Below are 15,143 nucleotides of genomic sequence, written 5' to 3' on the forward strand. Positions count from 1 at the left end.
AAACTGATTGCAGAACAGTCGAAAAAGGAGATGGGCACTGGCTTCGCGCCAGCGCCCATCTCCTTTTTCGTGCCGCGTTTCGCTTTGCTGTCATTCTGGAGAACGCGTGGTGAACCGGAACGCTCAAATGCGACGTGGCGCGCCCGTTTTCGGGCGCGCCACATCGTTCGTTGAGCTTGGGGGTGCCGGTATCTCTTCGGCGGGTGATGCGAGCAGGCTCGGTTTCAGGTTCGCATGCGCGTTGACGCGACTTCGGAGACTGAGGAATCTGACGTGGTCACTTGAGGCGGGTGCGTTCTGCCTGGGCGAGGGATGGTGAGGTCCCCGTTTCCGGAGGTGTGAATCGCCCTGGGTTTCGTTCCGTTCTCCAAGCAAGGATGGAACCGATGAATCAGAGATGCTCGCCCGAGATGCGGGAGAAGGCGTTGCGGATGGTGGAGGAGACAGTGCCCTCGCATCCAAACCTGATGGCCGCCGTGCGGCACGTGGCCGGGATGCTCGGCATGAGCCCGGAGACGCTCAGAGTGTGGCATCGCCGGCGCGAAGTCGACGCGGGGAAGCGTCCCGGCGTCCCGACCGATGTCGCGGAGGAGAACGCGCGACTCAAGCGTGAGAACGCGGAGCGGCGGAAGGCGAACGAGATCCTGCGGGCTGCGAGCGTGTTTTTCGCGAAGGAGCTCGACCGCCCCTCGAGGAGATGATCCGGTTCATCGACATGCACCGGGCTCAGTTCGGGGTCGAGCTCATCTGCCGTGTCCTCAGGGACGTGGTGCGAGGGTTCCTTACCTCCCGCGGCTATCGGACCGCGAAGACCCGCCCGCCTCGGCGCGGCAGCTGAAGGACGACCTGCTCGTCCCGGAGATACGGAACTTCACCGCCCCCGCGCCGCGCGCGTGGTGTCGGCGAGCACCCATCGCATGTGGGAGCGGAGGAAGGACTTGTCGAAGTAGAGCGTCCATAGCCGCACAGTCGGGTCTAAGCGCACTGAGCACCACATGCCGGCCCCGAGAGCCATCGCGTAGCCCGGTGTCAACTCGTGAATGCCTGTGGCTGTCTCAATGTGTGCGGCGCCCTCGAGGACGTGGACGATCTTGGCGTGCCCAAACACGGCGCGGTGGATGCGTTCGGCGCGCACGCTCTCCACCGCCGACGACGGCGGACCGGCCGGCCGGCCAATAACGTAGCCGCGGCCGGTATCGTCACGATCCCGCAGGGGTGGGACCGCATCCCGTCCGATCAATGGCGCCGTCACGCGTTCATCGACACGACCAGTTCCGTGGCCTCCGGAAGGTTGCGCCGTGGTCACGCCCGATAGCCGATGACAGTGGTCATGCCGGTTTCGGCGTGGTAGATGTTGTGGCAGTGGGCGACCCAGAGACCTGGGTTGTCAGCGTCGAAGTCGACGGTGAGGGTCTGCTTGGGCAGGATGATCGACGTGTCTTTCCGCGGGCCGCCACCTTCATGCTGGTAGGTGTGACCATGTAGATGGAATGGGTGCCACATCTCGGTGTCATTAGTGATCGTGAACCGGACTCGTTCGCCTTCGCGGATCTCGTGCGCGCCGTCGAGGGGCTGATTCATATCGAACCGTCGCCCGTCGATGCCCCAGTCGTATTCGGCCATACCTCCGGTGAGAGTGATCGCCACGGTCCGATCAGGCTGCCGTGAGGACAGCGCAACGCTGCTATCTGACGTCAGCAGCTGCGCGGTCCCGATCCGGCTGCTAGTGAGCTCCGGGATGCTCACATCGGCCGTCGGTGCTGCCGCGGCGCTGCCGGTGCGGATGACGGCGAAACCGCGATCGCGTTTGCCCTCGGCCTGAGCGATGAGGGGGAACGCGCCGTCATCCAGGGTAATGATCGCGTCGTAGCGTTCGCCCATGCCGATGAGGATGCTGTCGACTTCGACCGGTTCCACGGGGAATCCGTCGGTATGGGTGATGGTGAGCGTGTGACCGCCGATGGCGAGGCGGAACGCGGTGTCGCTGCCGACGTTGATGATCCGCAGCCGCACCTTCTCGCCGGCCCGCCCGGTGAACTGGGTCGGGTCGGCGGGGGGCTTCCCGTTGACGAGGTAGAGGGGATAGTAGACGTCGCCGGCGTCGCCGCCGAGCAGGTCGGAGGTGGCGCCCATGAGGGTGTTCCCCATCCGCATGAACATGTCGCCCATCCCGCCCATGTCGCCCATCCCGGCGGACAGCTCGTCAAGGACGTCGTCGGGGGTGGCGGTGACGCCGTCGAGCCAGTCGTCGAGGATGATGACCCACTCGTCCTCGTACCCGCCGGGCTCGGCGGGGTCCTCGACGATCAGCGCCCCGTACAGGCCACGGTCCAGCTGCACCCCGACGTGGGGGTGGAACCAGTAGGTGCCGGGATCGGGCGCGATGAACTCGTAGTCGAAACTGGCCCCGGCCTTGATGGGCTGCTGGGTGACCGGCGGGACGCCGTCCATGTCGTTGCGCAGCGCGAGCCCGTGCCAGTGCACGGAGGTGTCCGCCTCGAGCTGGTTCCGGACGGTGGCCTTCAGAGTGTCTCCGGCGCCGAGACGGATCACGGGCGCCGGAACAGACCCGAACGCCCAGGTCGGCGCGGTCGCCCCGGCTAGGTCCAGCACGGTCGGGGCGGCGGTGAGGGTCGCGGTGGTGACCTTCCCGGTGCCGCCGCGGCGCCGCTCGGCGCCTTGGACCTGGGCGCCGTCGGGCTGCACCCAGTTCGCCGCCGGCGCGCAGGATGCCAGCGCGACCGTCGCGACGGCGCCAATGCTGACGCCGAGGAACCCTCGCCGAGTTAGGAGGAAGCGGGGGCGTGGGGCGGGCGACGGGTTCATCGTTGTTTCCTTTCCGGCCGGGAGCGCGGGCCGTGGTTTTCGTCAGGGAGGCCGTCCGGGTCGGACGTCGCATGATCGGCGGAGGCTGGTGGGGCACGATTGCCGGTTGCCGTGACGGCCGAGGGCTCTGAGCGCCTGGATCCGATGGCGAGCAACGCCATTGCGATCAGCACGATCACGGTCCCGATCCAGCCCCACAGGCCCGGGTCCTCGCGCAGGATCAGCAGCGACAGCAGGATCCCGAAGACCGGCACGAGCAGCGTCCACGCGGCGAGGAGGTCGAGCCGGGCACGTCCGATCTCGGTGAACCAGGCGACCGTGGTGGCGGCGGTGCCGACCAGTGATAGGAACAGCAGGGTGAGGATGAACCGGATGTTCCAGTCGATCGTGGGCGGCCCTTCTGTGACGGCTGCGGTGTCGGCGAGGATCGCACCTCCGATGAGCAGCTGAGCTGCCGCCACGACTCGGACGTCTGCGTGCACGATCCGGCCGATAAGGGTGCCGGCGGTGATCGCGGCGGCGGAGGTCAGTGAGAGCCACGCTCCGGTGCCGAGCCCGGAGGGAAGGACGATGATGAGTAGGCCGGTGAAGCCCAGGCCGATCGCGGCGATCGCGGCGGGGGTGGGACGCTCGCGGTAGAGCCACCACGCGGGCAGCAGGATCAGGATTGGCTGCGCGTTGGCGAGCACCGAGGCGATCCCGGTCGACAGTCCGGTCGCGGCGACGAACATCGTCGCGAATGCCAGGGCGATGTTCACCAGTCCGAGGCAGCCGATCAGTGCCCATGTCTTCGGGTCGCGGGGAAGAGGTGCCCGCTGGATGCCGGCGACGGTTGCGAGCGCGACCCCGGCGATGAGGGCTCTCAGTGCGGCGAGCCACAGCGGCGGGGCGTCTTGCAGGCCGACGGTGATCGCGACGAAGCACGACCCCCAGGCGAGCGTGACCCACAGCATCCGCAGCGGTCGGGGGTGCCCGTGCCGGCTGGCGTCCGCGAGGGGGCGGACGACGGTGTTCACGACGACTCTCGCGTGTCGGTCCCGCTGTCGCCCCCGTGGCGTCGATGATTCGAGTCGTGGGCGCCGGTGTGGTGGCGGTGGCCGAACAGGTGCATGGCGGCCATGCCGATGATCGCGACGTAGGGCAGCACTGCGACGACGTGGGGAAGGTGGTCGATGAACAGGTCGATCGCGATCCCGAGCACGGAGATCCCGATGATCAGCCACGCCGTCACAGGCATCCGTCGCCGCGGGTCGCCTTCGCCGGGATGGTCGGCGGGCGGTTGGTGGTCACCGGTCATGGTCGGGCTCCTCCGCCGGTGTGAGGAAGTCCTGGCGCATGCCGAGGCTCTCGTCGGTGAGGCGGATCGAGGTCGCGGCGTCGGGGACGGTGCCCGTCAGCGCGCGGATCGCGTCGATCGTCTCGGGCACGACGATGGCCTCGTTGTAGACCTGGTAGGCGAGGTAGGCCTCGCTGCCGTTCACGGTGACCAGGTCCTCCCACACGGCGACCTCCCACATGTCTCCCCGGGGGCGGCCGAGATCGCGCATCAGCTCGACGGTGGAGTTGAGGGCGACCAGGCCGTCGGACATCCGGATGAACGCGATGCGGGGCGCGGCGCGCAGGGCGTCCAGCACCTCGTCGCGGGTCGCCTCCCGGGTCAGTTGCAGCGTCCAGTAGTGGCTGTGGGTCTGCGTGTGGGCGCCTTTGGCGGCGATGGTGACGACATCGAGTCCGGGGAGCACGGTCTGTGCGTCGGGGCCCTGATGAGAGGGGATGGTCGGTTCTGGGACCATCGTGTTCATGATCCCGCCGAGGTGCGATTCCCACGGGTCGGTGGCGCGGCGGATGAGCACCCCGCGGGCGCGCAGCAGGAGTCCGGCCGCATCCAGCGCGCCGAGGATCCGCACGATGCTGGTGGTGTTGCAGGAGACCACCCGGGTGCTGTCCCTGCCGATGGCGCTGGCGTAGTTGGCTTGGGCGACGAAGGAGTGGCCGGTGGTGGAGTGGGACTCGCCGCCTTGGAGCACTGCCTTGACGCCGAGGGCGCGGTAGCGCTCCAGGTTTCCCGCTGCCACATGCTTGGGGGTGGTGTCGACGACGACGTCGCACTGCGCGAGAAGGTCGTCGAGCACTCCCTGTGCGGGCACGTCGGCGCCCCGCATGGCCTGCTGCGCCTCGATGGTGGAGGCGAACACGGGCAGGCGGTTCGCTGCGGACTTGATCCGCCAGTCGGTGGCGATGTCCGCGACGCCGACCAGGTCCATGTCCGACTGCAGCAGGACCGCGTCGGCGACGCGCTTGCCGATGACGCCGTAGCCGTTGACGCCGACTCGAATGGTGTTCATGTGCGTGCCTTTCTGATGAGGGATGGGAGCCGCGGCGGTCATCGCCGTCGCCGCGTGGTCCAGAGCAGGTAGCCGCCGAGTGCGGTGACCACGCTCGCGCCGGCGCCGATCATGACGCCTTCCCGCGAGCGCCATCTCGTGTTCCCGCTGACGAGTTCGCCGATGCCGTTGATCAGGGCGGCGGTGATCATGCCGGCGATCAGGCGATTGCCGATCCGTTCAGCCCGTCCCACGAGCGGTTCCAGTTCGGCCGCGCGCAGGTGCACCTCGAGGCCGCCGTTCTCCAGCACCCGCCGGAGCTGCTTGAGTGTTCCGGGCAGCTCGAGCAGCAGTGCTCCGGCATCCGCGGATGCCTGTGCCCAGCGTTTCGCCAGGGCGGGGAGGGAGAACTGTCGCTGCACGATCCGCTCCGAGAAGGGGGTGAGCGCCTGCAGCATCTCGAACTCGGGGTCGAGCCGTGCCGCCAGTGCCTCGCCCATCATCAGGACCTTGAACAGCAGAGCGATCTGCTGCGGCAGCTGGAGGTGGTGGTGTCGCAGCAGGGCGAGCAGCTCTCCGAGCAGGTGGCTGAGGTTAATGTCGGACAGGGGGCGTCCGAGATACCGCGACACGAAGACGTCCAGGGAGCGGCCGAGCTCGCCGCGGTCGGAGGTGTTCTTGGTGATCGAGAGCGCGAGCAGGGCGGTGGCGAGCGCGTTGGAGTCTCCGCGGGTGACGGCGAGCAGCACGTCGGAGAGCTGCTCGGTGACCTCTTCGTCGAGTTGGCCGACCATGCCGAAGTCGATGAGGGCGATGGATCCGTCGGTTTGGATGAACAGGTTGCCCGGGTGCGGGTCGGCGTGGAAGAAGCGGTTCTCGAACACCATGGTGAGGATGAGGTCTGCGCCTCGCCTGGCCAGCTGGTTCCGGTCGATGCCGGCCGCGTCCAGGGCGGGCAGGTCGTCGACTCGGATGCCGTGCATCCGTTCCAGGGTCAGCACGCGTGACGTGGTCGTCTCCCAGAACACCTGAGGGACGGCGACGTCGGGTGAGTCGGCGAAGTCGGCGGCGAACCGCTCCGCGTTCCGGCCCTCCTGCAGATAGTCGAGCTCGGCGCGCAGCGTGCGGGAGAACTCCTCGACGATGCCCGGCAGGTTGTACTGGCGGGCGGCATCCCACCGCTTGTCGGCGCGCTCGGCGAGGTTCTGCAGGATCTCCAGGTCTTCGTGGATCTGGGCGACCGCGCCGGGTCGGCGGACCTTCACGACGACCTGGGTGCCGTCGTGAAGGGTCGCGGCGTATGCCTGCCCGATCGACGCGGCGGCCAGCGGTTGCGGGTCGAACTGTGCGAAGAGCTGTTCGGGGTCCGCGCCGAGCTCCTCGCGGATCACCGCCTTCATCGGCTCCCAGGCCTCGGGCGGCGCGGCGTCCTGAAGCTTGACCAACTCGGCGAGGTAAGCGGCGGGCAGCAGGTCGTTGCGGGTGGACAGCAGCTGGCCGAGTTTGATGAAGGTCGGTCCGAGCTCCTCGAGGGCGAGTCGGAGGTGTTCCGGACTGGTGTAGGGCTCGTCCCGGCGCGCATGCCCGAGAACGCCTTTGTTGAAGGGAATCCACTTCTCCAGTCCGAGCAGCCCGAGGCCGAGCCCGAGTCCGTGGTGCTCGAGGATGGTGGCGATGCGCCGATACCGGCTCCGATGCGTGCTCATCAGTCGAGGCCTCCTTCGCGGTTGGTCGCGTCGCGGGCCGAGGTGCCCGGGCCGATCGCGAACGTCTTGGTCTGTCCGGCCGAGAGCGGCACGGCGACCGCGCCGACGCGCACGTGGATCGCGGGTGCTGAGCCGGCGTGCACGCGAAGCTCCAGGCTGCGGTCACGGAGCATCACGTCGACGAGGTGGCCGCGGTATCGGATCTGGAACCCGACCCGGGTGAGGTTCGGCGGCAGTCGGGGGGCGAAGACGAGCTCGTCGTCACCGAGGGCCATGCCGGCGAAGGAGCGGACGGGCAGGTCGATGGTGCCGGCCATCGCGCCGAGGTGGATCCCTTCGCGGGTGGTGCCGCCCTGGGAGTCGTCGAGATCGGCGATCAGCGCCTCGCGGAACGCGATCCAGGAGCGGGACGGGTCGATGCCGGCCAGGACGGAGGCGTTCACGACTCGGCTGAGCGTCGACCCGTTGGCGGTGCGGGCGAGGTAGTACTCGACCGTGCGGGTCAGGTCCTGCTCGGAGAACGGGTAGCCGAGCGTGGCGAGTTGCGCCCGGAGCCCGTCGTGACCGAGCAGGTAGACCAGCATGACGACGTCGGGCTGCTTGGCGAGCTTGTACCGGTTGGTGCTGTCGTTCTCGGACTCGAGGATGAGATCGAGCCGGCCGATGTTCCCGTACTCCTCGCGGTAGTGGTCCCAGTCCAGCTCCTGCAGGCTCTCGTAGCCGTCGAACTGGGTGAGGATGCCGTCGCGGTGGAACCCCACCGCCAGTCGTGTGCTGAGCCGGGCCCATCCCGCGATCTCCTCGTCGGTGACGCGGAGCCGGTCGCGGAGGCCCTCGCCGCGGTGCCCGTGGAGCAGGGCGAGTGTCCGGGCCGCTCGCGTGGCGACCCACGAGGCGAGGACGTTGGTGTACGTGTTGTCGCGCAGGCCGCTGCCGGGAGCGTCCGGGGCGCCGTCGTGGAACTCGTCGGGTCCCATCACCCCGGCGATGTGGAAGCGGTTGGTGGCAGTGTCGTGCTCGGCGAGCGAGGCGAACAGGCGGGTGACCTCGATGATGAGCTCGCCGCCGCGTTCGGCGAGCCAGTCGAGGTCGCCGGTGGCCTGGTAGTGCTGCCAGGCGTTGTAGGCGATGGCGAGGCCGACGTGGCGTTGACGGTGGGAGTTGTCCGGCATCCACCGACCGGAGCGCGGGTTGTAGAGCGCCTCGGGCGTCTCCTCACGACCGTCGCTGCCGCTCTGCCAGGGGAAGAGGGCTCCGCGGAGTCCGGCGGCGGTCGCCGCGGCGCGGGCGGCGTCCAGTCGCCGCCAGCGGTAGTCGATCAGCGCCCGGCTGATCTCGGGCGTGCGCAGAGCGATCACGGGCAGGACGAACACCTCGTCCCAGAAGACGTGCCCCCGATACCCCTCGCCGTGCAGGCCGCGGGCGGGCACCCCGGCGTCGAGCTCGACGGTGTGCGGCGAGAGGGTCTGGAGCAGGTGGAAGACGTGCAGGTTCAGGATGAGTCGGCTGTGCGTGTCGGCGTCCAGAGTGACCGCGAAGCGTTCCCAGAGTCGCCGCCACGCACCCGCGTGGCGTTCCCGCAGCGCCTCGACGTCGCCACCGCGTTCGGTGAGCAGGGTCAGGGCGGCACCACCCGGCTCGCTGATGGCCCGATCGTGGGAGGTGTAGATCGCGGCCGTCTTGGTGAGGGTGACCGGTCGACCCTGCTCCAGAGGGATGCGCAGCTCCCGGGTGGGCTGCGATGGCGTGTCGATGCGGTGATCGGTCGCGCTGTCGGTTCCGGTGAGGGTCGTGCGGACGGCGGTGGCGATGTGGACCCGGCTCTGTCGGGTCCGCACCTCGCAGAGGGTGGTGTCGCCGACGTGGCGGAACGTCGGCTGCGTGAGGTGGGTGGCGTCCGATCCGAGGTACGCGGCCACGTTGCTGTTGCGCACGCCGGCGTCGATCCCGGCGCGAAGGGTGACCGTGCCGCTCCAGTCGGGGGCGGTGAGCGTGGTTTCCAGCACGGCAAGGTGAGGTTCGTCCAGGGAGGTGAACGTCGTCTGCACGAAGTCGAGTCGATCCCCGTTCGGGGCGGTGAGGACCGCGCGGCGGACGACCAGGCCGCGGCGCAGGTCGAGCTCGCGTCGTTCGCTGTGCGTCACGACCTGGCCGGTGGACAGCCACGGCCCGTCTCCGATGCGGAGGTCCACCGGAAGCCAGTTGGGCGTGTTGACGAGATGCTCCTCCTCGAGCTCGCGCCCGTGGATGGTGCTCGCCAGTCGGTTGTACACGCCGGCGAGGTAGGTGCCGGGATAGTGGATGCCGTCGTCGTGGTGCTCGGGCCGGGCGCCACGGGTGGCCAGGTAGCCGTTCCCCAGCGCGGTGAGCGCCTCCCGGTGCCCTTCGTGCGCGGGGTCGAAGCCGTCGTAGACCAGCTGCCACGGATCCGTGGTGGAGACGCCCAGGTCGAGCTCGGCGACATCGGCCAGGACGAGGTCGGCGCCCGCGGCCTCGAGCTGCTCCCGCGCTCCGGCGCGGTCGATGCCGACGACGAAGCCGAAGCCTCCGCGCCTCGCGGCAGCTACGCCGGCGACCGAGTCCTCGACGACCGCGGTGCGGGCCGCGGCGACACCCAGTCGCCGGGCCGCCTCGACGAACATGGCGGGATCCGGCTTGCCTTTCAGGTGATGCGTGAGCGCGATCCGGCCGTCCACCACGGTGTCGAAGCAGCCGGCCAGTCCTGCGGCGGCGAGCATCTGCTGCGCGTTCCGGCTCGCGGTGACCAGCCCGACCGGCACGGCCGCGTCCCGCAGGCGATGCAGCAGCGCCGCGGTGCCCGGATAGACGCGCAGCCCACGGGTGCCCAGCTCCGCCAGGAACAGCTCGTTCTTGCGCGCCGCGAGCCCCGCGATCGTCCACGCCGTTGGTGGGTCGTCGGGATCTCCGGCGTCCAGGGCGATCCCACGGGTCGTCAGGTACGCCGATACCCCGTCCTCGCGGGTTCGCCCGTCCACATAGCGGCGGTAGTCGGCGGCCGGGTCGAAAGTCGTCTCGGGGTCGTCCACCTGCACACGCGGGTCTCGCAGCACCTCGTCGAACAGCTGCTTCCACGCGGCGGCATGGATCGCGGCGGTGTTCGTGACCACGCCGTCCATGTCGAACAGCACCGCGTCGTAGACGGCATCGAGGTGGTGAGTCCCGTGCTCTGCCGACCGCGGAGTCATCGCGGCGCCTCGCGTCCGGTCATGAGGCGCCGCCGGGCGTCGACGCCGGGGCGAGGCTGCTCGCCTCTGCCGGGGCCGCGGGGGCCTGCTGGGCGGGCAGCCGGAGCCGCTTGAGCAGGAGCGCGTTGACGGCGACGATCACGCTGGAGCCAGACATGCTGATGGCGGCGATCTCGGGGGTGAGCATGATCCCGAACGCGGGGTAGAACACGCCGGCGGCGATGGGGAGGGCGGCGGCGTTGTAGCCGATGGCCCAGCCGAGGTTCTGCCGCATCTTCCGCAGCGTGCCCTTCCCGATCTTCAGCGCGATCGCGACATCGAGCGGGTCGGAGCGCATCAGGACGACGTCTGCGGTCTCGATGGCGACGTCGGTGCCGGCGCCGATCGCGATGCCGAGGTCCGCCTGGGCGAGGGCGGGGGCGTCGTTGACGCCGTCGCCGACCATCGCGACCTTCTTGCCGGATGCCTGGAGCTCGGCGATCTTGGCGGACTTGTCCTCGGGGAGCACGTCGGCGATCACGGTGTCGATGCCCAGCAGCGAGGCGATGCGCTCGGCGGTGGGCTTGTTGTCGCCGGTGAGCATCGCCACCTCGATGCCCTGCTCGTGGAGTGCGTCGATCGCGGCTTTCGCGGTGTCGCGGGGGGCGTCGGCGAGGGCGATCACGCCGGCGATCTGCCCGTCGACGGCGAACATGATCGCGGTGCGGCCGCCGTCTGCGAGGGCCTGCTGCTGCGAGACGACCGGGCCGGTGTCGATGCCCTGCGCTGCCATCAGCCGGGCGTTGCCGAGCACCACCTGCCTTCCCTCGACGGTGGCGATCGCGCCCTGCCCGGTGACGTTGCGGAACGCGGACGCGGTGCGACGCGGGATGTTCCGGCTCTCGGCGTATGTGACGATCGCCTTGGCCAGCGGGTGCTCCGACTCCCGCTCGAGCGCCGCGGCGAGGGCGAGTAGCTCGAGGTCGTCCATGCCGATGGGGATGTAGTCGGTGACCTCGGGCTCGCCCTTGGTGAGAGTGCCGGTCTTGTCCAGCACGACGGTGTCGATGTGCGCGGCGGTCTCGATGCCGGTGGCGTTCTTGAACAGGACACCACGCTTGGCGCCCAGGCCGGTGCCGACCATGATCGCGGTCGGGGTGGCGAGCCCGAGGGCGTCGGGGCAGGTGATGACGACGACGGTGATCGCGAACAGGATCGCCATCGGCACATCCGCCCCGGCGAGGAACCACACCAGGAAGGTCAGAGTGCCTCCGACGAGGGCGAGCAGGACGAGCCAGAACGCGGCCCGGTCTGCGAGACGCTGCCCAGGGGCCTTGGAGTTCTGCGCCTCCTGCACCAGCTTCACGATCTGCGCCAGCGCCGTGTCGGCGCCAACCTTCGTGGCGCGCACCCGGAGGGTGCCGACGGTATTCACGGTCGCGCCGATCACCTCCGAGCCGGGCGCCTTCTCGACCGGCATGGACTCGCCAGTGACCATCGACTCGTCGATCTCGGACTCGCCGTCCTCGACGACGCCGTCGGTGGGGACCTTCGCGCCGGGGCGGATGAGCATGAGGTCCCCGGGGACGACATCGGAGGTGGGGATTTCGACCTCCTCGCCGTCGCGGAGGACGACCGCGCGGGCGGGAGCGAGCTCCAGCAGCCGTCGGATGGCGTCGTTCGCGCCGCCCCTGGCGCGCATCTCGACCCAGTGGCCGAGGAGCACGAAGGTGGCCAGCACGGTCGCCGCCTCGTAGAAGACCTCGCCGCCGCCGGTGAGGGTGATGATCAGGCTGTAGATCCAGCCGGCGCCGACGCCGACCGCGACCAGCACCATCATGTCGAGGGTGCGGGCCCGCAGGGCTCGGTAGGCGCCGTCGAAGAAGATCCAGGCCGAGTAGAAGATCACCGGCAGCGACACGATCAGCATGAACACGTCGTCGCGCAGCCCGAACGGGGCCGGCACCTCGAAGCCGAGCACCTCCCGGCCGATCGGGGACCACAAGGTGATCGGGATCGACAGGATCAACGCGACCAGGAACCGGTTGCGCATGTCCCGGATCATCGCGTCCATCGACATGCCGCCGTGATGCCCGCCGTGGCCCATCACATCCTGCGCGCTGCGGCCGGCCGGCTGAGCCCCGTGATCGTGCCCACCCTCGGTGGCCGGAGCGTGACCGGCATGCTCACCGGCGTCCACTGCGGAGTGGTCAGCGTGGTCCGCTGCCGGGTGCGGGTGCTCGTGCCCCGCCGGGGTGTCATGACCGGTGGAGACCGCGCGTCCCTCGTGCTCGGCGTGCTCCTGATAGCCGTCGTGCGCGTCATGCTCGGCGTGGGCATCGTGCTCGGCGTGGTCGTGGTGGTCGGCGTGCTCGTGGGGTTCGTGGGCGGGGTCGCAGATGTGGTCCGGGACGGACTGCCCGGCGCAGTGGTAGCCGCATTCGATCACCCACTGCTGCAGGTGCGCGACCGAGGTGGTCTGCGGGTCGTAGGTGACGGTCGCGGTCTGGGAGACCGGGTTCGCGTCGACGGACAGGACGCCCGGCTGGCGGGCGAGGTGGGCTTCGGTGACGTTCTTGGAGGTCGCGCGGATCATGCCGCTGACCTGCAGGGTCACGGTCTTGGTGTCGGTCATCGGATTTCCTTCGCGGTGGAGGGGCGGTTCGGGTCGGTGTCGGGGTGGGGCCAGCGCCAGTCGGCGACGGCGGGGATGTCGGTGCCGTGCTCGCGGGTGTGGGCGCGGGCGCGCAGGCGGGCGTCGACGAGTTCCTGCCGCAGCTGCGCGTGGGTCGCGGCAAGGCCCGGGACGTGGTCGAGGACGTCGATCGCGAGCCGGTATCGGTCGAGGTCGTTGAGCATGACCATGTCGAACGGGGTCGTGGTGGTGCCCTTCTCCACGAAGCCGTGGACGTGCAGGTTCTGGTGCCCGGCGCGCTTGTAGGTGAGACGGTGGATCAGCCACGGGTAGCCGTGGTAGGCGAAGATCACCGGCTTGTCGGGGGTGAAGATCGCGTCGAACTCCCGGTCCGGCAGGCCGTGCGGGTGCTGGTCCTCGGATTGCAGACGGGTCAGGTCGACCACGTTCACGACCCGCACGGACAGGTCAGGGATGTGCTCGCGCAGCAACGCGGCCGCGGCGAGCACCTCGAGGGTGGGCACGTCGCCGGCGGCGGCGAGCACCACGTCCGGCTCGGCGCCCTCGGTCTCGGTGCCGGCCCAGGGCAGGATGCCCAGGCCCCGGGTGCAGTGCTCGATCGCCTCGTCCATGGTGAGCCACTGCGGGGCGGGCTGCTTTCCGGCGACGACGACGTTGATGTAGCCGGTGGAGCGCAGGCAGTGGTCGTAGGTGGACAGCAGCGTGTTCGCGTCGAACGGGAGGTAGACGCGGACGATGTCGGGGCTCTTGTTCAGGGCGAGGTCGATGAACCCGGGGTCCTGGTGGCTGAACCCGTTGTGGTCCTGCCGCCAGACGTGGCTGGAGAGCAGGTAGTTGAAGCTCGGCACCGGTTCCCGCCAGGGCACCTCGCTGGCGGCTTCGAGCCATTTGGCGTGCTGGTTGAACATCGAGTCGACGATGTGCGTGAACGCCTCGTAGCAGTTGAACAGGCCGTGCCGGCCGGTGAGGACGTACCCTTCGAGCCAGCCCTGGCACTGGTGCTCGCTGAGCACCTCCATCACCCGCCCGGTCGGCGCCAGATGCTCGTCCACCGGCAGCACGGTCGCGTTCCACTGCTTGCCGGTGGCCTCGAACACGGGCGGGGCGAGCCGGTTGGAGGCGGTCTCGTCGGGGCCGAAGATGCGGAAGTTGTCCGGGTTGCGCCGGATCACGTCGGCGAGCCATTCGCCGAGCATCCGGGTCGCCTCCGCCGTTCCCGTGCCTCGCGCCTCGGGGTCGACCGGGTGGGCGTGGTCGCGGAAGTCGCCCAGGCGCAGCGGGACGGTCAGCTGCCCGCCGTTCGCGACCGGGTTAGCGCTCATCCGCCGCGCTCCGGCCGGGGCGGCGGCGACCGTGGCGGGGAACGGGGCGCCGGCGGCGTCGAAGAGCTCGTCGGGCCGGTAGGAGGCCAGCCAGTCCTGGAGGAGCTGCAGGTGCTCGGGGGTGTCGCGGACCTCGGCGAGCGGCACCTGGTGGGACCGCCAGGTGCCCTCCACGGGGAGCCCGTCGATCACCGGCGGGCAGGTCCAGCCTTTCGGGCTGCGCAGCACGATCGCTGGCCACGCCGGCCGGCCTTCCAGGGTGCCGGCCGCCGCGGCGGTCTTGATGTCCGCGATCCGGTCCAGCACCTCGTCCAGCACGCCGGCGAACCGGGCGTGGGACTCCCGCGGGTCCTCGCCGTCGAAGCCGACGGTGACCACGAACGGTTCGTGGCCGTAGCCGCGCAGCAGCGCGACCAGCTCGTCCTCGGGGATGCGGGACAGCACCGTCGGGTTGGCGATCTTGTACCCGTTCAGGTGCAGGATCGGTAGCACCACCCCGTCCGCGGCTGGGTTGAGGAACTTGTTGCCGTGCCACGCGGTCGCCAGCGGCCCGGTCTCGGCCTCCCCGTCGCCGATCACGCACGCGACCAGCAGGTCCGGGTTGTCGAACGCGGCGCCGTAGGCGTGGACGAGGGAATAGCCGAGCTCGCCGCCCTCGTTGATCGACCCGGGCGTGTCCGGGGACGCGTGCGAGGGGATGCCGCCGGGGAAGGAGAACTGCCGGAACAGCGCCTTGAGCCCCTCCTCGGTGCGGTCGATCCGCGGGTACAGCTCCGTGTAGGTGCCGTCCAGGTAGGCGTTGGCCACCATGCCCGGCCCGCCGTGCCCCGGCCCGGTCACGTACAGGGTGTTCAGATCCCGGTCGGTGATCGCCCGGTTGAGGTGGGCGTACAGGAAGTTCAGGCCCGGGGTGGTGCCCCAGTGCCCCAGTAGTCGAGGCTTGATGTGCTCCGCGGTGAGCGGGTCGCGCAGCAGCGGGTTGTCGAGCAGGTAGATCTGCCCGATGCTCAGGTAGTTCGCCGCCCGCCACCACGCATCCACCTCCTCCAGTCGTTCCGGGGTGACGGCGGTGGTGCGGTATGCCCAGCGGGCCGGTGCGGTGCTCATGGTCGGTCTCCTCGAGG

10 protein-coding genes are annotated in these 15,143 nt (G+C 69.6%); 1 reads left to right on the forward strand and 9 read right to left on the reverse strand.

The genetic code is table 11. From position 1 onward, the window contains the following. The first annotated feature begins 410 nt into the window (after positions 1-410). A complete protein-coding gene (locus tag Q9S36_RS00120) occupies positions 411-701 on the forward strand; it encodes a transposase (protein WP_311283485.1) in 291 nt (96 codons plus the stop codon). Positions 702-871: 170 nt separating this feature from the next. Here Q9S36_RS00120 and Q9S36_RS00125 read toward each other — a convergent pair whose 3' ends face one another. Genes Q9S36_RS00125 through Q9S36_RS00165 form a run of 9 tightly spaced genes read right to left on the reverse strand, consistent with a single transcriptional unit; the run spans position 872 to position 15,126 of the window. Further along, the gene (locus tag Q9S36_RS00125) at positions 872-1,306 is read right to left on the reverse strand and encodes a hypothetical protein (protein ID WP_311283486.1); all 435 of its coding nucleotides are present in this window, start codon (positions 1,304-1,306) and stop codon (positions 872-874) included. Continuing rightward, positions 1,303-2,826, reverse strand: coding sequence for a multicopper oxidase family protein (locus Q9S36_RS00130; protein ID WP_311283487.1), 1,524 nt, complete (start codon positions 2,824-2,826; stop codon positions 1,303-1,305). Before Q9S36_RS00130 ends, Q9S36_RS00125 begins: the two co-directional genes overlap by 4 nt. Then, positions 2,823-3,842: a DMT family transporter gene (locus Q9S36_RS00135; RefSeq protein ID WP_311283488.1), complete on the reverse strand. Its 1,020-nt coding sequence runs from the start codon at positions 3,840-3,842 to the stop codon at positions 2,823-2,825. Before Q9S36_RS00135 ends, Q9S36_RS00130 begins: the two co-directional genes overlap by 4 nt. Next, positions 3,839-4,123 (reverse strand): DUF2933 domain-containing protein, encoded by a 285-nt coding sequence (locus Q9S36_RS00140; protein ID WP_311283489.1) that lies wholly within the window; start codon positions 4,121-4,123, stop codon positions 3,839-3,841. Before Q9S36_RS00140 ends, Q9S36_RS00135 begins: the two co-directional genes overlap by 4 nt. Beyond that, positions 4,113-5,171 carry a type II glyceraldehyde-3-phosphate dehydrogenase gene (locus tag Q9S36_RS00145; RefSeq protein ID WP_033107657.1) on the reverse strand — a complete coding sequence of 353 codons (1,059 nt, stop codon included), beginning with the start codon at positions 5,169-5,171 and terminating at the stop codon, positions 4,113-4,115. The genes Q9S36_RS00140 and Q9S36_RS00145 overlap by 11 nt, the downstream gene beginning before the upstream one ends. Before the next feature lie 38 nt (positions 5,172-5,209). Beyond that, entirely contained in the window at positions 5,210-6,856 is a 1,647-nt protein-coding gene (locus Q9S36_RS00150; RefSeq protein WP_311283490.1) for an AarF/ABC1/UbiB kinase family protein, read from the reverse strand. Further along, on the reverse strand, positions 6,856-10,062 hold the full coding sequence (locus Q9S36_RS00155) for an HAD-IA family hydrolase (RefSeq protein ID WP_311283491.1): 3,207 nt from the start codon (positions 10,060-10,062) through the stop codon (positions 6,856-6,858). The genes Q9S36_RS00150 and Q9S36_RS00155 overlap by 1 nt, the downstream gene beginning before the upstream one ends. A 19-nt stretch (positions 10,063-10,081) precedes the next feature. Next, the gene (locus Q9S36_RS00160; RefSeq protein ID WP_311283492.1) at positions 10,082-12,676 is read right to left on the reverse strand and encodes a heavy metal translocating P-type ATPase; all 2,595 of its coding nucleotides are present in this window, start codon (positions 12,674-12,676) and stop codon (positions 10,082-10,084) included. After that, the gene (locus Q9S36_RS00165) at positions 12,673-15,126 is read right to left on the reverse strand and encodes a phosphoketolase family protein (protein WP_311283493.1); all 2,454 of its coding nucleotides are present in this window, start codon (positions 15,124-15,126) and stop codon (positions 12,673-12,675) included. The genes Q9S36_RS00160 and Q9S36_RS00165 overlap by 4 nt, the downstream gene beginning before the upstream one ends. Between the last annotated feature and the right edge of the window lie 17 nt (positions 15,127-15,143).

This window comes from Microbacterium sp. ARD31 (assembly GCF_031844425.1).